This is a genomic window from Bacteroides sp. NSJ-39, from assembly GCF_014287315.1.
GTDB classification, from domain to species: Bacteria; Bacteroidota; Bacteroidia; order Bacteroidales; family Bacteroidaceae; genus Bacteroides; species Bacteroides finegoldii.
Window position 1 is genome coordinate 94,527 of the sequence record NZ_JACOOB010000010.1, and the last position, 24,282, is coordinate 118,808.

Sequence of the window (24,282 nt, forward strand, 5' to 3'; positions counted from 1 at the left end):
ATAGACCTTATAAAGAGAGGAAAGCGCAGACTTTATCCTGAAAAGCTCTTGCCTTAGCAGCCGAAAGTACATTCTGGTTCATGATGGCGAATGCCACCTCGTGCCCGTTCTTCATACGCAGATAACCCGCAAGCGTATTTATCGCTGTAAACGATCCTGTCTTGGCATGAACGTTCCGAAATACAGGCGCACTCTTCATTCTGTTTTTTAACGTACCGTCTACCCCGCCAACGGGAAGAGCCTTGTATAACTTCTGAAAAATATCCGTCCGCGAATAGGCATATTTCAAGAAATCGACCAATAGGGCGGGAGAGAGGTAATTATAATTGGACAGTCCACAGCCATCCGCAATCTTATAGTCTTTCGGGTCGTGCCCCAGCCGACGGATGAGCTTCATAATCTCGACAATCCCGTCTTCGGCCGCCACCTGTTTCTTTCCCGTAGCCTGCGCGCCCAGACGGCAAAGCAAGGCTTCCGCATTCAGGTTATCACTCTCTTTCATCAACTGGTTCAACACTTTCTGCACGGAAGTATTCCAGCACGCCATCTGCTCCACTTTCACACTGTCACGGGGCAACTCGGCGAAATCATACGACGGAGGAACGGCGATTCCTTCTCCCCGAAGACGTTCAAGAAAGGTGTGCATGAAGAAACGGGGAGAGTCATAAATATTGATATCATCTTTTCTGATCGAAGTGACATTGCCCGAAACAGTCAGATTATTCCCGTTCGTCAGCCAATCCCTGGTAAAAGAGAACTTTCCGGCGGAGGAAGCGCGTGTTCTCGTCCGGTTTGTCAAAGTATAATAAGAAGATACGGGCTGGCAGGAGACGCTTGCCGTATCCCCCTGCACGGTAGAGGGAACTACCGATATCCGCACCGTTCCCTTGCAGAACATCAACGGGGAGAGATAGGGCTGATAACCTGCCGGAGTATCATCCCATGCCCATCCATGCCCCCAGTAAAGGGAATCTTTCATCGAAATATCCCCATACACTTGCCCGTTAATCACAGAAAACGGGTAACTGATTATTTTCTTAACCAACGAATCCATTGCCTGGCTGTCAAACTCCGGATCGAATCCACCCACCACATACAGGTTTCCTTGCAATGTATCATGTTCTATCACTCCATCGTGCCACACTTCCGTACGGAAAGGCTCATCGGCTTCGGGACGGGAGAGGGCGGTAATGGCAGTCAGCAGTTTCATAGTAGAGGCGGGACGGGACAGCTTCTCCGCATGATAGTCATAAAGCGGTTTCTTAGCCGTCAAGTCGTAAACGGATATGCCGACTTCGGATGATTCAGGAAGCAGTTGCTTGATAAGCGAATCTATTTGGGAGAAGTCCTTTTGTCCCCATAGGGGAAGAAAACAGAAAGAAAAAAGAACTGATAAAATAATATTCTTCATACTACACTGTTTATACTATCTTACATTTATCACATATTCTTTACCTGTCCAGTCACGCACCTCAATCTTATTAATTCGTACTACAACGTTTCCCGGAAAATTTCTCCTACCGTGGGATGTGGGAAAACAATCTTTTTCCATTGCGCTGCCGTCAGTCCGAGTTCAATGGCAGTCCCCGCAAGAGTGATAATCTCCGAAGCGGGATTTCCCAATACGTGAGCGCCAATCACCCGCTGCTGTTCATCCAACAATACTTTGCAAACTCCGTTCACGCCTTCATTTTCTGCTACAAAACGACCGGAATAGGCCATAGGAAGTTTTACTACTTTATACTGAATACCTTTTGCAGAAGCCGATTCTTCCGTTTCGCCCACTCCGGCAATCTCCGGATTGGTATAGACAACTCCCGGAACAGCGCGGTAGCTCATAGTATCCTCTTTTCCCAAAATAGAATGTACGGCAACTTCCGCTTCACGGACAGCCGTATGCGCCAGCAAAGAGAATCCGGTCAAATCACCGCAAACGTAGACATTAGAAAGGGATGTCTGCATTCTCTCATTTACTTTGACGGCACCACGCTCTGTCTTTTCCAGAGTCAGGTTTTCAAGTCCGAAACCTTTCGTCACAGGACGACGGCCGACGCTCATCAGTAATTTCTCCGCAACAACTGTTCCGCTCTCCTCTGCATTCTCGTATGAGACAACGACGCCTTCCTCTGTCTGTGACAAAGCAACGACCTTCGTACTAAGTAAAAACTTAATTCCCCGTTTCATATAGTCAGCACGCAACAAAGCGGAGAGTTCTTTATCCATACCGCCCAAAATCTCATCCATCATCTCTATAACCGTCACCTGTACTCCAAGACTGTTGAAGAACGAGGCAAATTCCATTCCGATCACTCCACCGCCAACGATGACAAGTGAAGCGGGCAGCTCCTTATTGTCCAATGCTTCCCTATGCGTCCAATAATCTACGGAATCGACTCCCGGAATAGGAGGGATAAAGGTTTCAGATCCTGTACAAAGTATCAGATTATCCCCTTCATAGGTTTCTTCACCACAACGAACCGTATTTTTATCAATGATCTGTGCTTCTCCCGCCACTATCGTAACATTGTTGGAAGTCAGTTTGGATTTTACTCCCAATACCAGTTTACGCACTACTTTACTTTTACGGGCAATGATTTTTGCCAAGTCAAAAGATACTTCGGAGACATTCACCGCATACTTTGACGCATGGCGGGCACCATCATACGTCTTTGCCGAATACAATAATGTCTTGGTCGGAATACATCCTTCATTCAGACAAACACCACCCAGATTATTTTTCTCGATAAGCAATACGCTCAAACCGGCCTTACCGGCAGCTTCGGCAGCTGTATATCCGGCAGGACCGCCACCAATAATAATTAGTTGATACTTCATAGTATATAATCAGTTAATCTTTTTTCAAGCAATTCGACAAATTCCCGTTCCTTGACAGGCATCACAGAGACGAACTTACCCTTTCCATATTCTATCAACACATACTCCGTCACCGAAAAACGTCCGAACTTCATAGAGTGGCATTTCCTTATGGCAGTAATCTCAGAGATCGGAATTACTTTTTTACGGATAAAACGCCCGGTAGATATCTCCAGAATCCCGTCAGGAGTAACTGTATAAACAGTATGGATAATCTGCTCGATCACAACAATCAGCATAAGTATCAGCAACACTGCCGGCAAGATATACTTACACCACAATGCACCGACAACGTTCACAGTAAGTACTACCAACAAGAAATATTGGTACCAAGCAATACGTGCATGGAAAATTCGATTCATTTTGTCAGATTTTTGCCCGCAAGGTAGCAATTTTATGAATTAGTGACAACGAAAAGTACAACGAAGTAACTTATTTTGTAGCTTTGCGGTGAGAAATAACAAAACTATGGTAAGAAAATTCGATTTCCTCGTCATCGGCTCCGGAATTGCCGGTATGAGTTTTGCACTGAAAGTAGCGCACAAAGGTAAAGTTGCGCTTATCTGTAAAGCCGGATTGGAAGAGGCCAACACTTTTTTTGCACAAGGCGGTATAGCTTCCGTAACCAATCTTGCAGTAGATAATTTCGAGAAGCACATTGAAGACACAATGATTGCCGGAGATTGGATCAGCGACCGAAATGCTGTGGAGAAAGTAGTCCGCAATGCTCCCGAACAGATCAACGAACTTATTCATTGGGGAGTAAATTTCGATAAGAAAGAAGACGGAGAGTTTGATTTACATAAAGAAGGCGGACACTCGGAATTCCGTATCCTTCATCACAAAGATAATACGGGCGCCGAGATTCAGGAGAGTCTGATAGAAACAGTAAAAAAGCACCCTAATATCACAGTATTCGAGAACTTCTTTGCCGTAGAGATCATCACGCAACATCATTTGGGAATTATCGTCACCCGTTATACACCGGGTATCAAATGCTACGGCGCATACGTGCTGAATGAAGCAACAGGCGAAGTGGATACTTTCCTTTCCAAAGTAACCGTGATGGCAACAGGTGGTTGTGAAGCTGTTTACCGTAATACGACCAATCCTTTGGTAGCTACGGGAGACGGGATTGCTATGGTTTATCGTGCCAAAGGTGCAGTGAAAGACATGGAGTTTATCCAATTCCATCCTACAGCCCTCTTCAATCCGGGAGACCGCCCCGCTTTTCTTATCACGGAAGCGATGCGTGGATATGGTGCCGTACTGCGTACACAAGACGGCAAAGAGTTCATGCAAAAATATGACTCACGGCTTTCACTGGCTCCACGTGATATCGTGGCCCGCGCCATTGACAATGAAATGAAACAACGTGGGGAAGACCATGTATTCCTCGACGTGACACACAAAGACCCGGAAGAGACAAAAAAGCACTTCCCCAATATCTATAAGAAATGCCTCAGTCTCGGCATTGATATTACCAAAGATTACATCCCCGTGGCACCCGCAGCACACTATCTCTGTGGCGGTATCACGGTCGATCTGGACGGACAATCCAGTATCCGTCGCCTATATGCATTAGGAGAATGCTCCTGCACAGGTCTGCACGGAGGCAACCGTCTGGCTTCCAACTCGCTGATAGAAGCGATTGTCTATGCCGACGCTGCCGCCAAACATGCGCTCAGTGTATTGGAACGTTATGACTTTAACGAAGATATCCCCGAATGGAACGACGAAGGAACCATCTCCAATGAAGAACGTGTACTGATTACCCAAAGTATGAAGGAAGTTAACCAGATCATGGAAGCATACGTTGGCATTGTCCGCAGTAATACCCGGTTGATACGTGCATGGAACCGGCTGGACATCCTCTATGAAGAAGCCGAACGGTTGTTCAAGAGTAGCAAGGCTACCCGCGAGCTGTGCGAATTGCGCAACATGATCAATGTGGGTTATCTCATCACAAAACAGGCTATGGAACGTAAAGAGAGTCGAGGCTTGCATTACACGATTGATTATCCGCATAAGAAAGATTAACAGGAACATTCCACAACTTACAAAGTGTAAGTAGAATATTATAAAAACGCGTAAAAAGAACGATTACCTTGTTCTTTTTACGCGTTTTTAGTCTTCTATACCTATCTTATATCACATTCCTAACATACAAGTCTATAAATACAGGATTTCACAGCTATTTCCGAATATTTATTCTTTTTATTAAATTACAGACTGGATTTATTGTCTTTTAATTATTATATTGTATTTTTGTGCCATCATCCTATTTGCCACAGATATGGCAAATATAAAAACATGAAAGCATGGGAAAATTCAAACTACCAATCTTTTTGCTCATCCTTCTAGGGATATCCGTAAACAATCTCAAAGGACAAACAACAGCGTATTCAAACTGGTACAAAGTGTATAATGATACATTGCAGGGCATAAATATGGAAAAAGCCTTACACTTTCTACAAGAAAAAAAGCTAAAACCCCATCGGCAAATCATCGTGGGTATCATCGATTCGGGTATAGATACGACCTCTATCGATCTAGCACCCGCACTTTGGTGTAATCCAAAAGAAAAAATCGATGGAAAAGACAATGATAAAAACGGATACGCGGACGATTTGCACGGATGGAACTTTCTCGGAACTAAAGACGGGACATTCAACATGACCAGTGCCGGAACTGAAGAGTACCGCGAATTCAAACGGTTATATCCTAAATATAAAAATATCGATCCGGCAGATATACAAGATACTACTGAATATGCCTACTACGAAAAGATGAAAAAGAAGGCGGGTATCATGAGTTATATAAAATATGTGGGTTATACGGCCGCAAAAGACCAAGCATATCAGCTGATAGATTCTGTGCTGACTACTATTCCCGGAATAAATATAGACACACTTACAGTCAATGGATTAACTCATCTTCCTATTGAAGATCCGGCATGGGGCAACGCCTACCAAACACTTTTTGTCGATATGTTCAAGAGTGGGAAAAAATCATTATGGAAAGATGTTCATAAGCAACACCGCAACACATTTGCCTTGATGCAGAAAAGATTATATGGTATCGAGCATGATGCTGACAAAAGGTTATTAATGGGCGACGATTTAAAAAATCCTTCAGATCGTTTTTACGGAAATTCGTTATTACAAGCAAAAGGATGCGACCATGGTACTTTCGTTGCAGGAGTGATTGCCGGACAAGGAATCAATAATGCTGCCATCACCGGTGTCTGGCCTCAAGCGCGGTTGATGATCATACGTGCCGTTCCTGACGGTGACGAATACGACAAAGACATTTCAACCGCTATCCGTTATGCAGTGGATAATGGCGCTAAGGTTATAAACATGAGTTTAGGAAAATACACCTCACCCGATGCCGACATGGTAAATGAGGCTATTGAATATGCTCTCAAAAAAGACGTACTTATCATCCAAGCGGCAGGCAATAACAAACGGAATATCGATCTCATCACCTATTTTCCTTCAGCAAAGGATGCGCAAGGAAAAATATTCCCTAATTACTTGAGAGTCGGTTCTTCTGACAAAAAAGGGCAACTAAGTCAGTTTTCCAACTATGGAGCAAAAGAAGTAGATGTATTCGCCCCTGGAGAAGAAATTACCTCGGTAACGGTCGGCAACAAATACATGGTATCACAAGGAACCAGTATAGCCACCCCCATAGTAAGTGGTGTAGCAGCAATGTTACGTGCCCATTTCCCAAAGCTGACGGCCACACAAATCAAAGAGATATTAATAAAGAGCGTTCGTCCGGCTGACAATTTAAAAGATCGTTGTACAAGCGGAGGAATCATTGACGCACTACAAGCAGTCAAATTAGCAACCGAATATAAAAAGAGATGAGAAAAAATACTGTCATAAGTTTTATAGGCCTGCTGTTCTGCTTATGCATACAAGCACAAGGAACATCCACATCGGTAAACAGTACTGTAAACGATGTGGACTGGGCACGTGCTGAAAAATTTTCCTCTGATGCACTGGAGCAATATATAAAAGGCAAAAGACCTTATCCCAACTGGATTGAAGGTAGTTCTTATTTTTACTACAATGTAAAAGAAGATAATGGAGTTTCTTACTATCTGGTTAATGCCAAGAATGGTAAAAAACGCAATATGATAAAGGATAACCTGCAATTCGTACAACAATATGCAAGAATCACGGGTGACACACTCGACGCAAGGAATATACAGCTTTACGGGTATCGATTTAAGAAGAATGACTTCAACCGCTTTTATCTTGATAAGAAAGGAAAGTCTATGGTGTATGATATGCGCACCGGAATACTGACACAGATAAAGGCAGAAAACAAAAAGAAGGAACGTCCTGTTCTCAAACCATCGTACCATAGCTCTGACTCACTCTTCACTATGTTGGGATGCGGATATGACCTCTATATACGTAACAACCGTACAGGAATCATACACCGTCTGACAAAAGACGGTAAAGAGGATGCGTCCTATACTTACCGTTGCTCTAAAGACACAATAGAGTCTAATACCAAAGGATTCTGGCTGGGACACCGTTATGTCTGCCTGATGCAGGATATGAGTGAAGTAAAAGAAATCAGCCTTATCAACTCCCTTGCACGGCAACGTCCGACGACAAATACCTTCAAGATGCCTATGCCCGGTGATGCCGGAGTGCGGCAATACCGTATGTTTTGGTATGATGCCGACCATGAACAAGGGAAGATGTTACCGATTGGGAAATATCCTGACCAAGTAGTAACTTTAGACTATTTCCGTTCTCCCGAAGCTCTTTTTTTCACGCGCAGAAGCCGTAAGGGTGATAAAATAGACCTTTGCCGTATCAACGTGACAGATGGCACAGTCACTGAGCTTATCTCGGAAGAATGTGCTCCGCACATCAACTTGACCCTATCGGGCTATCGCATTATAGAGAAAGGAAAATATTTCATTTGGTGGTCGGAACGTACAGGAAAAGGTAACTATTATCTGTACAATAGTGACGGACGATTACTAAACCGCATCACACATGGTGATAACCTCGTAGCAGGCAGTATCGTACATATAGATACCTTACGAAGAAATATCATTTTTGCCGGATATGGTAACGAACCTGATACTAACCCTTATTATACCTTTTATTATAAGGCCGATTTTGACGGAAAAAAACAAACGCTGCTTACTCCGGGAAACGGTAACCACGAATTAACCCTATCCGACGACCAACGATATGCCATCGATACATATTCACGTATGGACTTGGCGCCTGTAATGAATGTATTGTCTATCGACCGTCCCACACAATATTTTGAGGTAAATCGCATGGACGACAGCCTGTTGCGAAAAGCAGGATGGCAACCGCCTTTACTGTTAAAGTTGAAAGCGGCCGATGGGAAAACAGATCTTTACGGACTCATGTATCTACCGTCTCAACTGGATAAAAACAAAAAATATCCTATTATCAGCAATGTGTATCCCGGTCCCCAAGACGACCAGATTCCGCAATCATTCACACTTGACGATAATGGTAACCAGTCACTGGCTGAGCTTGGCTTTATAGTCATCAATGTGGCTCCACGTGGAAGTTCTCCTTTGCGTGGACACGATTTCTATAACTTCGGCTACGGTAATCTGCGTGATTATCCGTTGGCTGATGATAAAAGCGTAATTGAGCAGTTAGCAAAGAACTACCCGTTCATCGATCTTAACCGTGTGGGTATTTATGGACACTCCGGAGGAGCATTCCAGACAGTAGCCGCCATCCTCACTTATCCCGACTTTTATAAAGTAGCGGTAGCTGCTTCGGGCAACCATGACAACAATATCTATATCCAATGGTGGGGAGAAGCATTTCACGGACTGACCGAGAAGACTGATCCAAAGACTGGAAAAACGGTATTTTCCACCAAGATTCCGACCAATATGGAACTGGCAAAGAACTTAAAAGGCCATCTGATGCTTATCACCGGTGATGTAGATAAGAATGTCCCGCCTTCATCTACCTATCGTCTGGCAGACGCTCTGATAAAAGCCAACAAACGTTTCGATATGTTTATCCTGCCGGGAAAAGATCATGGAGTAATGTGTCCCTATTATCAGAATTTGATCCGCTACTATTTTGTGGAGAATCTCATTCAACCGGTAAAGCAACATATTGATATCATCAATCATAATTAACCCTAACTCAAAAAGCTTATGAAGTATCAGAAAACATTCAAAGCATTCGTGTTTGTCTGTCTCTGTTGCATGGCTACAATCCTGTTCGCTCAAAAGCCGCAAGGCGATGCGACCATTCTAGTGAAAGTAGCCATTGTAGACGTAGACAAGAATCCCTTGCCCGGTGCAACAGTAAAAGTTACCGGTAAGGCACAGGGAGTAGTGGCTAACGACCAAGGAGAAGTTTCTCTGTGGGTAGATCGGAACACCCAGATTGAATTTAAGTACGTGGGTATGAAACCGCTATTCATGCGGGTAACCAAGCCACTGTCCGGCTATATCACATTAGAAGATGAAACCTCCGAACTGGATCAGGTAGTAGTCACCGGATACCAACGTACGACCAAACGCCGTACTACCGGTTCATTGACAACACTGACAGCCAAAGACCTGAAAGGAGCCCCTACAGCCAATTTGGATATGTTGATGCAAGGAAAAGTTGCCGGAATGGACGTGAAAGCTGTTTCCGGTCGCCCGGGAGAATCGGCCAAAATACGTATTCGTGGCACAAACACAATTACAGGTAATGCAGAACCATTGTGGGTGGTAGACGGGGTACCTTTGCAGAAAGATATTCCAAGCATATCAAGCAGCCAAATCCGTGCAGGTGATTTCAATGATATCTTTGCAAATGGTATCTCCGGAATTAACCCAAACGACATTGAATCTATCACAGTATTGAAGGATGCTTCAGCAACAGCCATTTATGGCTCGCGTGCAGCAGGAGGCGTTATCGTGGTAACAACCAAACGAGGAAAAGAAGGGAAAATGAGTATTAATTATTCAGCCAATGTTTCCATCGTCACAAGACCTCCGGGAAATGCTAATCTAATGAACTCCAGTGAGAAACTGGCCTGGGAGCAAGAGCTGTGGAATGAATTCTCTGCCAAAGGTTTTGCCGATGGTACTCACTATCCGGTTATTGGCGCGGTCGGCATGATTCGATCCGGATACGGGAAATACGCCAATATGACCTTAGAACAGCAAAATGCGGAAATAGCCCGTCTTGGCGAACAAACAACTGATTGGTTTGACGAATTATTTCAAAATTCAGTTTCAAACAGCCATTATCTTTCTCTCTCCGGAGGATCGGAAAAAAACTCTTATTACGTTTCTTTAGGATATGCGAAAAACAATGGACTGGTAAAAAAGACCGATTATGAACGCTACAATGTAAGTGCCAAACTTGATATGAAGCCCAACAAACGGGTGAAACTTGGCATCTCTGCTGATATGGCTATACAGGAATCCACTTCACCATCACTGAATGTTGACCCTTTCAAGTATGCCTATTTTGCCAATCCATACGAAAGAATATACAACGAAGACGGATCATATGCAGCAGACAATACATATTACAGTATAACTCATGCCAATGGTGCTTATGACAAATTATTACCGGATGGTGGATACAATATTTTCCGAGAAATCAATGAAACATCCAACGAAACCAAAAATATGTCCGCATCATTAATCGCTAATCTAAGCGTTAACATCTTAGACAATTTAAGTTTCGAAGGATTGGCTTCTTACGGATATGTGACAAATGCCTCCGATAATATCAATGGCAAAAACACATACGCCGCTTGGCAGGACCGCCCATTTGAAGGTAGTGCAAGTAGTATATCTAAACGTACATACGGTTCCATTACTCAGACCAATGCTTATAACACCAATTACAATTTACGCGGCCAGCTCCATTATTTCAACACCTTCGGTCGCGACCATTATATAAGCGCATTGTTAGGCTCGGAGATACGAGGACAATATTCCAAAAGCATCTACGAAAAACGATATGGATATGATCCCATATCCGGTAATTCTTCTATCCCCATATATCCGGAAAGTATGGATATAGGCTATAACAACCTGATTTCGTATGCAGCCATCGTCGATCAGCTATCCGGTCAAAGTATTGTAGAAGACGCCTTCGCTTCTTTTTACCTTTCATTAGACTATGTATTCAAGCAACGTTATATTCTCAGTTTGACAGGACGTACCGATGGCTCGAATAATTTCGGTAGCAATGAACAATTCAACCCTACCGGCTCTGTCGGTCTATCTTGGAATGTTGATCAGGAAGAGTTCATGAAACCTTTAAAACCTATTATCAGCACTTTATCTTTACGAGCTGCATTCGGATATACAGGAAACATTAATAAGTCTGTTTATCCACAATTGGTAATGGATTATGAAAACTCATTCCGCAAAGCCGACAATGATTATTACCGCATGGGAACATTACGGAATGCCCCGAACGCCAAATTACGCTGGGAAAAAACACGCGATATGAAAATCTCAATGGATATAGGTTTTCTGAATGACCGTCTACGCTTACAAGGTGAACTTTATGACAGACGCACACGAGATGCCGTAACCAGTGTTCCGGTTGTTTACACCACAGGATTCTCATATCAAAGTTATAATACCTCAGAATTACTGAATCAAGGAGCGGAAGTAACAATAAGTGCCAATGTATTGAAAACTAAAGACTGGAATCTTTCATTAACTGCCAATATTGCCTACAACCGTAATAAGTTGCTAAAATATTCCTCACCTAATGGAAGCATTTTCAATTCTAACTACGTAGGCTACCCATTAAGTTCTATTGTCAGTGGAAAAGTAATAGGCATTGATGAGAAATTAGGAATTTATGCTTATGCTACCCGTCCGGACGTTACAATGTCTACGGAAGCAGATCGTGGTGAAGCTAAAAACTATGCTTTCTATTTGGGAACCAGTAACGCACCTACCAACGGAGGATATTCCATCTCTTTATCATACAAGAAAATAAACCTGAGTTTAGGAGGTTCTTATTCTTTAGGAGGAAAAATACTGAACAATATCACTTGTCCGGTATCTTACACCATGCTAAATGAATCATCTGCAGCAGTCGAAAGCATTCCTACGCAAGAAAATGACCTGTATACTAACTTCCTGAACGTAACAAAAGACCGTGTGAATCGTTGGACAAAAGATAACCCGATAACCAATGGATACCCACGTATCATTGATGCGTATGGAGAATATTTGGGATTGGATAATTATATGATAACCAGCAGCCAGATCACTCGTGCCTCTATGTTGGAAAAAGTATCTTACTTCAAACTCGGATCATTACTATTGGGTTATAACTTTGAAAATGAATGGCTCAAAAGGGCACATATCAGTTCATTGGCACTATCATTCAGTGTCAGCAATTTATTCATAATAACCAATTATTCCGGTATTGACCCCGAAACCCCAGGAGCAGTTTATCCTACTCCACGTACTTTTTCTATGGGAGTTTCTATCGGATTTTAAAAACAAAACATTATGAAAAAAAAGAATATAATAAGTATCGGACTAATTGCATTATTATGCATATCGTGTAACAATTATTTAGATATAAAGCCTTATGGACGTACTATTCCTAAAACAGCAGAAGAATTCTCTGCACTTATTCATACACGACTTAACAGTATTGATGCCGGGTCAGACAGTTATTTAGTTGGAAACGCCAACCAATGGATGACGTGGGATGCAGTATGTGGTGACGATTTTGAAACCTGTCTGACAAGCTCAGGCGCACGTTCTTTGGCAACATACGTAGGCGATATTATTCGTCAAAATCAATATCCCAATTACTACCAATCTCTTTATGAATTTATCCGTGACTGTAATATTGTATTGAACGAAATGGAAGAAAGCGATACGGAAGGAGCTAATAATATTCGAGGTACAGCATATGCTATACGAGGTGTGGCATATTATCAATTATTACGAATATTCTGCGAAGTACCCCGCACTAGAGAATTCGACACTCAGCTTGGCCTACCGCTTGTAACAACATTTGACATGGAAGAAAAGCCACTCCGCAGTACCATGCAGGCCACTATCAATCAGATAGAGTCTGATTTGCAAAAGGCTGCCAGCTATCATATCAATGATAATATCTACCGTTTCACGGAAGATGTCATAAAAGGATATCAGGCTCGTATGTATTTCTGGACACGGCAATGGAGCAAAGCACTTCCGATAGCCCAAGACTTATTGAACAAATATCCCTTATTGGAAGGTGAGGCATACAAAGCTATGATGACTAATGCATACGAATTGACGGGCAACCAGCTTTTAAAATCATATCTTGCTGTCACAGCCACCGGTAGTGACGATCTCTCCGGAGTAAATACCACCCTTCAATACCGTCCCGTTAGTCTGCGTTTTTTAAGTACTTTCTCTGAAGAAGAAAAAACAAGCGATATCCGCTATGCACTTTGGGTAAACACCCAACGGCAAGCAAAAAAGATTTTCTTTTGTGGTATGAGAGCAGCCGAATTCAAACTGATAGAAGCGGAATGTTATTATCACATGAAGCAAGAAGACAAAGCCTTGAAATCTATTAACGAATTACGAGCACATCGTATCAGTAATTATACCGACCTGACAGTTGACAAACTACCAACTCTTTCAGATAAAGAAGTCATAAAAACGGATGTAGAGGGTAATGCTCTAACCCCATTAATGGGATTCATTCTGCAAGAACGCAGAAAAGAGTTATTTCTGGAAGGAGACCGTTTCTTTGAACAAAAACGAAATGGCTCACCGGAATATTGGACAGCACTCAATGGCCTGAAGTATGTGACAGAGAAATATATGTATACCTTTCCAATTCCTTTGCACGATTTGGATTTAGAGAACGGATTGATACAAAATCCTGGATATAAAGAGATACAAAATAAATAAAATGGAGGATTTAAATATGAAAAAGAAAATATATAGCGGGATATTTATGATCTCCCTCGCATTATCCGGAGCAATTTACGCAGCTTGCGAAGATATAGATGAATTGCCACCGCAATCAGATACTAATTTCATAAATAAAACTTATAAATTACCCAATCCTACTGTGTTGACTACTGAAGAAGTAGCGGAATATAATGCGATAAAAGCAGAATATGAAAGCAGTATAAATCAACAGCAATAACCACATAAAATCCAAGAAATGTTATGAAGAAATTAGGGCATTATCTATGTATATTGATGAGCATGACATTTATTCTTGCTTCCTGTTCATCTGATGATAACCAGCGCCTGCCTCAAATCTATATCGACCAGCCATTCTATACATTGGCAAAAGGAAGTATAGAATTGAAAATAAAAGCTGACCAAGCTCCTCTAACGGATGTCTTTATTCCCGTTCTATTTGGTGGAACAGCTGTGGAAGGCGTAGATTTCACCGTATCAGAACCATCCATCTTATTAAAAGCAGGTGAGACAGAAACTACTTTTACATTAACCCGTATTGAAGAAAATATCGGTGATGAAAATAAAGAATTATATGTTAATTTACAAAAAGCTCCGGAAGGTTTCTCGTTGGGATTGATGAATTATGCTTCTGTAAACTTATTAAATAATAATGGAATCATAATGTCCTTTGAGAACAGTACAGGAAAAGTTGGATTCAGCGCTGACTTCTCTATCAAACTGACTAATATGAAAGGAGGAGTATATAAGGTAAAAGTAGCGACAACCTTCGATATTGAAGTAGATGAAAGTTCTACCGCAATAGAAGGGGTACATTATGAATTCGTAAATGGAGCCCAAGTTGTTGTTCCTATCAACAAAAATAAAGGGAGTTTCTCTATCAAGTACCTGAAGAAAGAAGAAGGGAAAGATAAACTTATCCTCCGTCTGGCCAATAAAGACGGGTATGCCATAGGCAGCAACGGCACACTTACTGTCACTATAAGCGGACCGGATATATTTACCGGAACTTGGGCATTTGATAAAATAACAAATCTTGATTTGTTCGAGATGTATGGAGAAGATATCAGCAAAGCACCCAAAGGGACACCTTCAGACCGAATAACATTTGAAGGTGACTCTTACTTAGAATATACATTCACTCCCGATCTATCCGGAGACCTGAAGAATTATTTCGGGACATCTCCCCGTAAAATCACTTTTAAAGAAGAAGGAGATAAATCGTTCCAAGAGAATAGTGGCGCAAACGTAAAAGTATCCATACTGGAAATACCTGACATAAACGTCAAATTCTCTACTACCCACAAAGACATTCGCCCGGCTCTTGTCGGTTTCCGACTAATCACAGTGGATAGCAAAGAAGTATTGGAATGCACATTGGATGATTATGAACCGCAAGGAGAAGATTTTGGAGCCATGATTTATGAATTTATGAACTCTATGGAAGATGCTCCTCTTCGTATTCACTTTAGCAAAGTAGAATAAAGTACTAGATCCACACAATAAAAAAAGTTCCACGTCCGGAAACGAAAAACTTCCCGACGTGGAACCAACTATCTTCTAATCAGAAATCCTCTTTTAATAGTTTTCCTTCTTTACTTCGAAGTAAGCCTGCGGGTGCAAACAAGCCGGGCAAACTTCCGGAGCTTCTTTACCTACAGTGATGTAACCGCAGTTACGGCATTGCCATACTACTTCACCTTCTTTAGCGAATACAGTCATATTCTCGATATTGTTCACGAAAGCAAGATATCTTTCTTCGTGACCTTTCTCAGCAATAGAAATATTACGATACATAGCGGCAATCATCGGGAAACCCTCCTGTTCTGCCACATCTGCGAAATGAGGATAATCCAACGACCATTCTTCGTGTTCACCGGCAGCGGCAGCGCGAAGATTTTCGAGTGTAGTACCGATTACACCTGCCGGATAGCTGGCAGTGATTTCTACCATACCACCTTCCAGGAACTTAAACATACGTTTCGCATGTTCCTTTTCCTGATCGGCCGTTTCAGTAAAAATAGCCGAAATTTGTTCGTAACCTTCTTTTTTAGCCACACTTGCAAAATAGGTGTAACGCATTCTTGCCTGTGATTCTCCTGCGAATGAAGTCAGCAGATTTTTCTCTGTCTGAGTTCCTTTAATACTCTTAGCCATAATTCTTATTATATTTTAAATTGGTTGATTACCACACGTAACTTGTCGTATCATTCACAACACAAATATAAGCTATTTGTTTATAAAACATCCTATTTTCCTCATTAATAAAATCTATGTCTTCATTGATAAAACCTATCAGAATCCAAATTGTATGTCGAGAAACATACTTCTTTCGATTATTTTATATAATTTTGCAACCTCTACTTTACAAAAGACAAACGATCACGTAACAACTCATAGAAAATGAAACTATTTGAATTCAAACCTAAATTGGTTTCTTGCCTAAAAAATTATTCAAAAGAAACATTCATGGCAGACTTGATGGCAGGTATCATCGTTGGTATCGTTGCGTTGCCGTTAGCCATTGCCTTTGGTATTGCTTCAGGCGTATCACCCGAAAAGGGTATCATTACCGCTATTATTGCCGGATTTATCGTCTCATTGCTGGGCGGAAGCAAAGTCCAGATCGGCGGACCGACAGGTGCTTTTATCGTCATCATCTACGGAATCATCCAACAATATGGAGAGGCCGGGCTGATTGTAGCAACGCTCATGGCAGGCGTTCTCCTTATATTATTAGGAGTATTCAAGCTAGGAGCCGTTATCAAGTTCATTCCTTACCCGATTATCGTAGGTTTCACCAGTGGTATCGCTGTGACCATCTTCACCACACAGATAGCCGATATCTTCGGCCTGTCGTTTGGAGACGAGAAAGTTCCGGGTGACTTTATTGGAAAATGGTTGATTTATTTCCGCCATTTCGACACGGTGAACTGGTGGAATACCATCGTAAGCATTATCAGTATCATTATCATCGCCATCTCACCCAAATTTTCCAAGAAAATTCCCGGCTCACTGATTGCTATTGTCGTGGTGACAGTTGCCGTTTACCTGATGAAGATGTACGGCGGAATTGACTGCATCCCAACCATTGGCGACCGCTTTACAATCAATTCCGAGCTACCCGATGCCGTTGTACCCACATTGAACTGGGAAGCCATTAAAAACTTATTCCCGGTTGCCATCACGATTGCCGTGTTGGGAGCTATCGAATCACTGTTGTCCGCCACCGTTGCCGATGGTGTGATAGGCGACCGCCACGATTCCAACACAGAACTGATTGCACAAGGTGCAGCAAATATCGTAGCTCCTTTGTTTGGCGGTATCCCCGCTACCGGAGCCATTGCCCGTACTATGACAAATATCAACAACGGGGGTAAGACACCGATAGCCGGAATCATCCATGCAGTCGTCCTGTTGCTGATTCTTCTCTTCCTAATGCCGCTTGCTCAATATATCCCGATGGCATGCCTTGCCGGAGTATTGGTCATCGTTTCCTATAATATGAGCGGATGGCGCGTATTCAAGGCTTTACTGAGAAATCCAAAATCGGATGTAACGGTACTTCTGATCACATTCTTCCTCACTGTTATCTTCGACTTGACAGTTGCCATCGAAATCGGACTTATCATCGCTTGTATACTCTTTATGAAACGTGTTATGGAGACTACCGAGATTTCTGTTATCACGGACGAGATTGATCCGAACTCGGAACTCGATATCGCCGTACACGAAGAGAATCTGATAATCCCCAAAGGAGTGGAAGTATATGAAATCAACGGTCCTTACTTCTTTGGCATCGCCACAAAGTTCGAAGAGACAATGGCGCAATTGGGTGACCGTCCGAAAGTACGTATCATCCGTATGCGTAAAGTTCCGTTTATCGACTCTACGGGTATCCATAACCTGACCACTCTTTGTGAAATGTCGCAGAAGGAGAAGATTACCGTTATCCTTTCCGGAGTCAACGAGAAAGTTCATAAAGTATTGGAGAAATCCGGATTCTATGAACTATTGGGAGAGGAAAATATCTGTCCGAATATCAATGTAGCATTGGACAGAGCGAAAGAAATTGTAGAGTAATAATCTTATCTAATAAATAATAACATGGTAACTATCGTGATCGTATCCGCTTTATCACCGTACCAAGAATTAAAGACATTTAAAAGCGGACAGATTTCGAAGGAAAAAAATGGAAAGTATCTTCACTGGAAACAACATATCGGCAATGAGTTCTGTATCCATCCTTCCCCTAAAGAACCGGTAGGTCTCCGCCTTGCTACTCTTGCATTAACTCAAACTTACGGAGTACGCAAACTGCCATCCACCGGACCTATGATGACTAATGTGGAATATACTGACGGCAAAGCAATAGTAGCATTCGACAACGCTCGTGCCGGACTATTCCCCACGTTCGAACAACTGGAAGGATTCGAAATAGCAGAAGCTGACAAAAAATTCTATCCGGCAAAAGCTAAGGTTGTAGGACGTAGCAACAAGGTAGAAGTACAAAGCGAACAGGTCCCTCAACCGGTAGCCGTACGATATGCTTTCCGCAATTATGTAGGCAATATTACCTTACGGAATACTTTCGGATTGAATGCTTTCCCATTCAGAACAGATACATGGGATGATGTGAAATAAAGAACAGAAAAGTTATGTGAAACAAGGAGGATAAACCATCCGCCACATTTTTGTTCTTATTTTAAGTATTATAGGGGGAAAAACAAAAATGTCACAGAACTAATAATCAATTACTTAACCCTAAAAAGGCCCTTATTTTAAGAAAAGTTTACAGAAAACAATAGGTTGTTTTTGCTTTTTTCCATGAGAAAACTGCATTTTTTGCAATATGTTATTTACTGGCATATTGCTCCCCATATTTATATCTTTGTTTGCACTTGTGCATTCTCCCGAACAGACTTGAGCAGCCTCCTTGTTACATAAGTGCAACAAGGAAGCTGCTCAAGTGCATTCAACGAATACATATAGAAGAATTGATTAACTGATGGGGAGAAGTTATTAATCTATGCAGAAGAAATTATGAATGCTACCATATGAATAAGCAAGAATAAGCTATAAACAACATAAGTTAATATAAGAGACCAAACAACCAAAGAGGTTCCATTTCTATTCTATTATCCTATATGCCTTTCCTGAGGAAGTAGGGAATGAGATCATATCATCTGCTATGACCTTCGCAGAAGTACCGGAAACTTTTAAATTCTTTGCATCCGGGCACTTGACAATACATTCCTTACCCGAATAAGAGGTAATAATAACAGACGTTATTTTTCCATTGCTCCATTCTGCATCCACTTGAAAATTACCTCTGGCTTTCATACCTTTGAAAGAACCTTCTTTCCATACGTCAGGCAATGACGGGAGCAGTTCTATGTAACCTCCGTGACTCTGCATCAGCATTTCCGCCACACCTGCCGTCACCCCGAAGTTACCGTCAATCTGGAAAGGCGGATGTGCATCGAACAAGTTAGTATATACTCCCCCAAAATTAGCACCGGGTTTTGTTAGTTTCAAGGCGCTTTCCAATAGCTTATGCGAACGGTTACCGTCATGTAAACGTGCCCAGAAGTTCAGTTTCCATGCCTTGCTCCATCCGGTACCCGCATCTCCACGCGTATTCAATGTCACTTTCATGGCTTCCGCATATTTATTATCCCATTCACTTCTGCCCGCAACGATGGCAGATCCCGGATGCAGCCAGAATAAATGATTGGTATGCCGATGTCCACCGTCTCCATTGATATCTTTCGTCACTTCATCTTTCCACTCCATGAACTGCCCGCCCAATCCAATTTTCGGACCGGAAAGCTTGGCTAGTGATGCGCTGATTTCCTTAATCTCCGGATCATTTTCCCTGCCCAGCTCCTTGCTCGCTTTAATCATGATATTGAATATCTCCCAAATCATCGCCTGCGAGGTAGAACATCCCAACGAATATTCACCGTGTTCGGGAGAGTGAGAAGGGTTAGCAACCAGCATTCCGTCACGTTTGTCTGTCCATAAGTTATCTACCCAAAAGAGAGCAGCCTGCAACATAGTGTCATAGTATTCTTCCAGGAATTTCCTGTCTTGATTGAACTGATAATATTCCCAAATATCCTGACACATCCAAATAGCACCTGCCGGAAAATGATGAGGTGTATCCTTTTTGGCGGGAGCAGTATTGCCCCAGATATTATTCTCGTGATGCGTCACCCAACCCCGTACAGGTTTTCCATCCGGACGGCAATAATAATGCTGAGCAGTATATCTGCCACGAGGAACAAGACTTTTCACATATTCCACCATCGGCAAATGACACGGACTCAAGTTGGTCGGCTGTGCCGGCCAATAGTTCATCTGTACATTGATGTTAGTATGATAATCTGAATTCCATGCATTTTGGAGTCTGTCAGCCCAAACCCCTTGCAGGTTGGCAGGCAATGAACCTTCACGCGAACTGGAGATGAGCAGGTAACGCCCGAACTGATAGTACAACATTTCCAGATAGAGGTTATCAGCTTGCGAATTAGTACGTTCGTCCATCCCTTTCAGTAACTTATCGGTAGTCATGACAGGCGCTTCCTTCACATTACCCAGATTAATTTTCATACGGTCGTACAAACTGCGATAGTCTTTTTGATGGGCAATCAACAGTTTCTTATAGCTTTTTGCAGACGCCTTCTTCAGAATAGCTTTCACCTTATCCAAAGGATCTTCCTTAGAAAAGAAGTTGTAACTATCATCCATACATTGAACATAGTTAGTGGCTGCCGACATAAGGATAACAATTTCTTTCGCTCCCGCTACTTTAATCATACCGTCTACTGCTGAAATCTTACCTCCATCATTTCTGACCATTACTTGCTGTGCATATCTCAATCCATTTTTCCAATGATCGCCCACACGCTTATCTCCACCCACCGGAGTCGGATAGCCTGTCATTGTAATGGTGTTTCCTTCTGATATGATGTTTTTAGTCTTGTGCAGTGATTCAAGTGCAATAGTACGTGAAATACCGTCTTTACTATCTGATGTCAACCGGATTACCATTACGTTGTCCGGATAACTCATGAAATATTCACGCTTATAAGTTATGCCACTCTCCTTATAACTGACTGTATGGATAGAATTATCTATATCGAGTGTACGATTATAATCAGAGTAAGCACAATCCGGACACTTGGTATTGTTCGAAGTAATGACAATATTACTCAAGGTCTGATATGAACCGAAATGTTCTTTCGTACCGGCAATATTATCTATATATCTGCGTAAATCCGTTCCTTCGCCGTCACCTTCATAATCATACGTAATGAGTTTACCGTTGGCATCAAAATGTGCGGCTTTGTCGGCCATAAAATCTATCATCTTCTGTTGCAACAAGTTTCTTGCTTTCTGAAGATTATCCTTGTTTATTTCAGGAGTCCTCAAGTGCCCTCCGTTATAACCAGGATTTTCACTCGGTCCTCCTGACCACAATGTATGCTCATTCGTTTGAATAACATCAATATAAACACCACCGAAAATCATGGCACCCATGTATCCATTGCCAATGGGAAGCGCCTCACTTTCCCATATTTTAGCAGGAGTATCATAAGTAGCTCTCAAAGGGGGTGGAAAATTACGGTCTGTTGTTTTGGCATTTACCACGGACAAAAAATTAAGAATCACACAAATCGCAATTATTAAAATATAGTTCACTTTTCTCATGATATTAGTTTTATGTTATACAATTATATTTGCTTTCCGATATATTGATTGCTCAAAAATAAGATTCCCGACTTAATTTTTATCGAAATAGGACATTAACAAACAATTAATAAACAATTAATAAATTGCATTCCGGATATTTTCGGTTCAGAATGTCGAGATAAAACTTATTAACCGTATTTTAATTACTTATTAATAGCAGGAAGATTACTTTTTTAAGTATCCACTTCTATTTTCGCATTAAACAATTTATCAACTTCTAACAAAAAAAGAAACAATGAAAAAATTTAAACTGTTCTCCGGAATTTGCCTCGTTCTGCTCGGCTTCTGCACAAGCGAAGCCATGGCAGACAATCACTCTTTAGAAAAAGATGGAAACAAGAAGAAACCGGAGATGTATATGCACTTCATCATGGATGGGCAGAGTCTCTCCACAGGCCATCAGTCTTATCCGACACTGTCTACCGAAAATGTACCTGGAAACTATATGATCAGCAACCAAGTGTGGATTAACTACGGAAATTTGCACCGTAAGCAACTTAATCCATTAGTGGGCAATATTGCAATCCCTTTCCGCCAAGGTAAGGATGTGATGAGCAGATCAGCGGGAACATTTGCAGAATCACCGCTTGTAGGAGCAGTGAATTATGTTCGGCTCAAAAAAACGAAAATGGATAAAATCATCGCTACTTCAGTAGGATTCAGTGGCGCCAGCGTGGAAGAACTGTCAAAGGAATCGGAAACACGTACACATTACAAGGATTTTGAGACAGCCGTCTCTTTAGCCTCTCAGATTACCGAAATACAGGGAGACTTCGTACAGTGTCCGGTCATTTTCTGGATGCAGGGAGAGTTCAACTACGGCACTGCCAATCCGGAGAAAGGACTAAAAAAGAATGAACCCAACACACTTGACAGACAGGAGTATAAGAAGCTGATGATCAATCTGAAAAACAATATGCAGAACGAAGTCGTAGAGAAATATGGCCAAAAGCAAAAACCGGTATGGATCACTTACCAGACAGGAGCACAATATATGCGCGATACACTTGCCATTTCGATGGCCCAACTCGAAGCTTCTAACGAATATAAGGATATCATCTGCGCAGGCCCTATCTATCCGATGACAGACAGAGGAGGACATCTTGATGCCAATGGCTACCGTTGGTTCGGCGAAATGCTAGGAAAAGTTTACTATCAAACACAAATAAAAGGAAAGAACTTCAAACCCTTACAACCTAAAGAAATTCTGCTAGACCGTGCAACGGGACAGATTCAGATCCGATTTCATGTACCTGTACCGCCATTGGCTCTTGATGTGAATACCCTGCCCAAAATCCGCGATTACGGTTTTGAAGTATACCAGGACAAAGCACGCTCCGGCAATCGGATAAACATTACAAAAGTAGAATTGAATGGAAAAGATAAAGTGGTATTAACCTGTGATAAACCGCTGGAAGGTGATGTACTCATCATGTACGCCGGTTCCGGTTCATGCATCGAGAACCAACCTCAGGGACTAAACCATTTGCAAGGACACGGTAATCTACGTGACAGTGATTCTTCTAAAGGATTCTACAAATATATCGACCTGGATGGTAAAAATGCCGATGGCGCTTACATCTATCCGCGTGAAAAATTTGAATCCCGTCTACGGCCAGATTATGAACCGAAAGATGATTCTGGTAATATAATTTATAACCAAAATTACCCTTTATATAATTTCTGCATCGGTTTCTATTATAAACTGACAAGCGGGAAGAATAAATTGCGTATTTTATAAAGTCGATATTGGTGCCAAATATCCTTTTTTGCTTCAATTAACATCATTAATAATTGCACGGCCTATATTAGAGAATACTCATTTATACTAAAATATATTGTACGACATCCGAGGGTCAATATACCAACATCCAGATGTCGTACAATATAATTATTTTCTTAATAAGAAGCTGTTGCCGGGATACCCTCTTTTTCCAATAAAGCCACAATACGGTCTAACTCTTCATGCGTAGCCTTTTGCAAATCGTGGTCGGGAGTCTCCCGGTCAATCGTATAAATCATCACTTGACGGGGAGCGATTTCTTTCACTGCTTCTATCCAGGGGAGCACATACTTGTCGGATGTATTATCCATGTCTTTTCCCTGATAACCTCCTTTCAGAAACATCGTCTGTACGATACAGTTTCCTTTGAACTCTTTCATTCTTTCGATGATCTTCTTAACAGAATATTTTCCGTTAGGACGATCCAACAGATGAATGTATTCTTCATCCACCGTATCCAGTTTCAGGATATTATTATCTATCTTGTTCAGTGCTTCGAATACGGCAAGGCGATCAATAAATGTAGAGTTACTCAATACGCTTACTTTCGCTTTTGGGAAATACCTGTCGCGAAGCGCAAGTGTATCTTCTATGATTTCCGGGAAATGGGGATGTGCAGTCGGTTCACCGTTTCCGGCAAATGTCAATACATCGGGAGCGGGGCCGTTTGCCTGCATGTCTTTTAGTTTCTCTTCAAGAGCCGTACGGACTTCTTCACGGGTAGGAAGAAGTTTCTTCGTACGATGTTCAGCATTGAAACCACACTCACAATAAATGCAGTCGAATGAACAAACCTTACCGTCATCCGGCAATAAATTGATTCCCAATGAAACGCCCAAACGGCGGGAATGAATAGGACCGAAGATGGGTGAAGGAAAAATAATAGTCATCTTATTCTAATTAT

General features: G+C 41.9%; 15 protein-coding genes and 1 pseudogene. 10 read left to right on the plus strand and 6 right to left on the minus strand.

Annotated elements, in window-relative coordinates:
- Positions 1 to 7: 7 nt before the first annotated feature.
- From dacB to H8S63_RS12855, 3 genes are all read right to left on the minus strand, one after another.
- Complete coding sequence (dacB, locus tag H8S63_RS12845; RefSeq protein WP_186926995.1) at positions 8 to 1,411, minus strand: D-alanyl-D-alanine carboxypeptidase/D-alanyl-D-alanine-endopeptidase; 1,404 nt, start codon at positions 1,409 to 1,411, stop codon at positions 8 to 10.
- A gap of 80 nt (positions 1,412 to 1,491) precedes the next feature.
- Complete coding sequence (lpdA, locus tag H8S63_RS12850) at positions 1,492 to 2,835, minus strand: dihydrolipoyl dehydrogenase (protein ID WP_186926996.1); 1,344 nt, start codon at positions 2,833 to 2,835, stop codon at positions 1,492 to 1,494.
- Positions 2,832 to 3,236, minus strand: coding sequence for a PH domain-containing protein (locus H8S63_RS12855; RefSeq protein ID WP_022275818.1), 405 nt, complete (start codon positions 3,234 to 3,236; stop codon positions 2,832 to 2,834). The genes lpdA and H8S63_RS12855 overlap by 4 nt, the downstream gene beginning before the upstream one ends.
- Before the next feature lie 106 nt (positions 3,237 to 3,342).
- Here H8S63_RS12855 and nadB point away from each other — a divergent pair, with 106 nt between their 5' ends.
- The 7 genes from nadB (at position 3,343) to H8S63_RS12890 (ending at position 15,322) form a co-directional block, all read left to right on the plus strand.
- The gene (gene nadB / locus H8S63_RS12860; RefSeq protein WP_007757178.1) at positions 3,343 to 4,914 is read left to right on the plus strand and encodes an L-aspartate oxidase; all 1,572 of its coding nucleotides are present in this window, start codon (positions 3,343 to 3,345) and stop codon (positions 4,912 to 4,914) included.
- Positions 4,915 to 5,195: 281 nt separating this feature from the next.
- The gene (locus H8S63_RS12865; RefSeq protein ID WP_186926997.1) at positions 5,196 to 6,752 is read left to right on the plus strand and encodes a S8 family serine peptidase; all 1,557 of its coding nucleotides are present in this window, start codon (positions 5,196 to 5,198) and stop codon (positions 6,750 to 6,752) included.
- Positions 6,749 to 9,052 (plus strand): prolyl oligopeptidase family serine peptidase, encoded by a 2,304-nt coding sequence (locus H8S63_RS12870; protein WP_186926998.1) that lies wholly within the window; start codon positions 6,749 to 6,751, stop codon positions 9,050 to 9,052. The genes H8S63_RS12865 and H8S63_RS12870 overlap by 4 nt, the downstream gene beginning before the upstream one ends.
- A gap of 18 nt (positions 9,053 to 9,070) precedes the next feature.
- Positions 9,071 to 12,394 carry a SusC/RagA family TonB-linked outer membrane protein gene (locus H8S63_RS12875; protein ID WP_186926999.1) on the plus strand — a complete coding sequence of 1,108 codons (3,324 nt, stop codon included), beginning with the start codon at positions 9,071 to 9,073 and terminating at the stop codon, positions 12,392 to 12,394.
- Between the two features lie 12 nt (positions 12,395 to 12,406).
- Positions 12,407 to 13,816, plus strand: coding sequence for a RagB/SusD family nutrient uptake outer membrane protein (locus H8S63_RS12880; RefSeq protein ID WP_186927000.1), 1,410 nt, complete (start codon positions 12,407 to 12,409; stop codon positions 13,814 to 13,816).
- Positions 13,817 to 13,832: 16 nt separating this feature from the next.
- Entirely contained in the window at positions 13,833 to 14,057 is a 225-nt protein-coding gene (locus H8S63_RS12885; RefSeq protein ID WP_022275822.1) for a hypothetical protein, read from the plus strand.
- A 23-nt stretch (positions 14,058 to 14,080) separates the two neighbouring features.
- Positions 14,081 to 15,322, plus strand: coding sequence for a Calx-beta domain-containing protein (locus H8S63_RS12890; RefSeq protein ID WP_186927001.1), 1,242 nt, complete (start codon positions 14,081 to 14,083; stop codon positions 15,320 to 15,322).
- 93 nt (positions 15,323 to 15,415) lie between these two features.
- On the opposite strand, the gene rbr is transcribed toward H8S63_RS12890, so the two are convergent.
- Positions 15,416 to 15,994 carry a rubrerythrin gene (gene rbr, locus H8S63_RS12895; protein WP_005676804.1) on the minus strand — a complete coding sequence of 193 codons (579 nt, stop codon included), beginning with the start codon at positions 15,992 to 15,994 and terminating at the stop codon, positions 15,416 to 15,418.
- Between the two features lie 246 nt (positions 15,995 to 16,240).
- On the opposite strand from rbr, the gene H8S63_RS12900 reads away from it, so the two are divergent.
- Together H8S63_RS12900 and H8S63_RS12905 are read left to right on the plus strand one after the other, a co-directional pair.
- On the plus strand, positions 16,241 to 17,920 hold the full coding sequence (locus H8S63_RS12900; RefSeq protein ID WP_186927002.1) for a SulP family inorganic anion transporter: 1,680 nt from the start codon (positions 16,241 to 16,243) through the stop codon (positions 17,918 to 17,920).
- Positions 17,921 to 18,058: 138 nt separating this feature from the next.
- Positions 18,059 to 18,481: pseudogene (locus tag H8S63_RS12905) on the plus strand (sialate O-acetylesterase); the annotation flags it as partial.
- A 486-nt stretch (positions 18,482 to 18,967) separates the two neighbouring features.
- Here H8S63_RS12905 and H8S63_RS12910 read toward each other — a convergent pair.
- Positions 18,968 to 21,553 (minus strand): glycoside hydrolase N-terminal domain-containing protein, encoded by a 2,586-nt coding sequence (locus tag H8S63_RS12910; RefSeq protein WP_186927003.1) that lies wholly within the window; start codon positions 21,551 to 21,553, stop codon positions 18,968 to 18,970.
- Between the two features lie 277 nt (positions 21,554 to 21,830).
- On the opposite strand from H8S63_RS12910, the gene H8S63_RS12915 reads away from it, so the two are divergent.
- Positions 21,831 to 23,336, plus strand: a complete 1,506-nt coding sequence (locus tag H8S63_RS12915) for a hypothetical protein (protein ID WP_186927004.1) — start codon at positions 21,831 to 21,833, stop codon at positions 23,334 to 23,336.
- A 158-nt stretch (positions 23,337 to 23,494) separates the two neighbouring features.
- Here H8S63_RS12915 and H8S63_RS12920 read toward each other — a convergent pair whose 3' ends face one another.
- Complete coding sequence (locus H8S63_RS12920) at positions 23,495 to 24,268, minus strand: radical SAM protein (protein WP_186927005.1); 774 nt, start codon at positions 24,266 to 24,268, stop codon at positions 23,495 to 23,497.
- Positions 24,269 to 24,282: the final 14 nt, after the last annotated feature.

Excerpts from the sequence above, each read along its gene's own strand:
- dacB (WP_186926995.1), bottom strand. The coding sequence starts at position 1,411 with ATGAAGAATATTATTTTATCAGTTCTTTTTTCTTTCTGTTTTCTTCCC.
- lpdA (WP_186926996.1), bottom strand. The coding sequence starts at position 2,835 with ATGAAGTATCAACTAATTATTATTGGTGGCGGTCCTGCCGGATATACA.
- H8S63_RS12855 (WP_022275818.1), bottom strand. The coding sequence starts at position 3,236 with ATGAATCGAATTTTCCATGCACGTATTGCTTGGTACCAATATTTCTTG.
- nadB (WP_007757178.1), top strand. The coding sequence starts at position 3,343 with ATGGTAAGAAAATTCGATTTCCTCGTCATCGGCTCCGGAATTGCCGGT.
- H8S63_RS12865 (WP_186926997.1), top strand. The coding sequence starts at position 5,196 with ATGGGAAAATTCAAACTACCAATCTTTTTGCTCATCCTTCTAGGGATA.
- H8S63_RS12870 (WP_186926998.1), top strand. The coding sequence starts at position 6,749 with ATGAGAAAAAATACTGTCATAAGTTTTATAGGCCTGCTGTTCTGCTTA.
- H8S63_RS12875 (WP_186926999.1), top strand. The coding sequence starts at position 9,071 with ATGAAGTATCAGAAAACATTCAAAGCATTCGTGTTTGTCTGTCTCTGT.
- H8S63_RS12880 (WP_186927000.1), top strand. The coding sequence starts at position 12,407 with ATGAAAAAAAAGAATATAATAAGTATCGGACTAATTGCATTATTATGC.
- H8S63_RS12885 (WP_022275822.1), top strand. The coding sequence starts at position 13,833 with ATGAAAAAGAAAATATATAGCGGGATATTTATGATCTCCCTCGCATTA.
- H8S63_RS12890 (WP_186927001.1), top strand. The coding sequence starts at position 14,081 with ATGAAGAAATTAGGGCATTATCTATGTATATTGATGAGCATGACATTT.
- rbr (WP_005676804.1), bottom strand. The coding sequence starts at position 15,994 with ATGGCTAAGAGTATTAAAGGAACTCAGACAGAGAAAAATCTGCTGACT.
- H8S63_RS12900 (WP_186927002.1), top strand. The coding sequence starts at position 16,241 with ATGAAACTATTTGAATTCAAACCTAAATTGGTTTCTTGCCTAAAAAAT.
- H8S63_RS12910 (WP_186927003.1), bottom strand. The coding sequence starts at position 21,553 with ATGAGAAAAGTGAACTATATTTTAATAATTGCGATTTGTGTGATTCTT.
- H8S63_RS12915 (WP_186927004.1), top strand. The coding sequence starts at position 21,831 with ATGAAAAAATTTAAACTGTTCTCCGGAATTTGCCTCGTTCTGCTCGGC.
- H8S63_RS12920 (WP_186927005.1), bottom strand. The coding sequence starts at position 24,268 with ATGACTATTATTTTTCCTTCACCCATCTTCGGTCCTATTCATTCCCGC.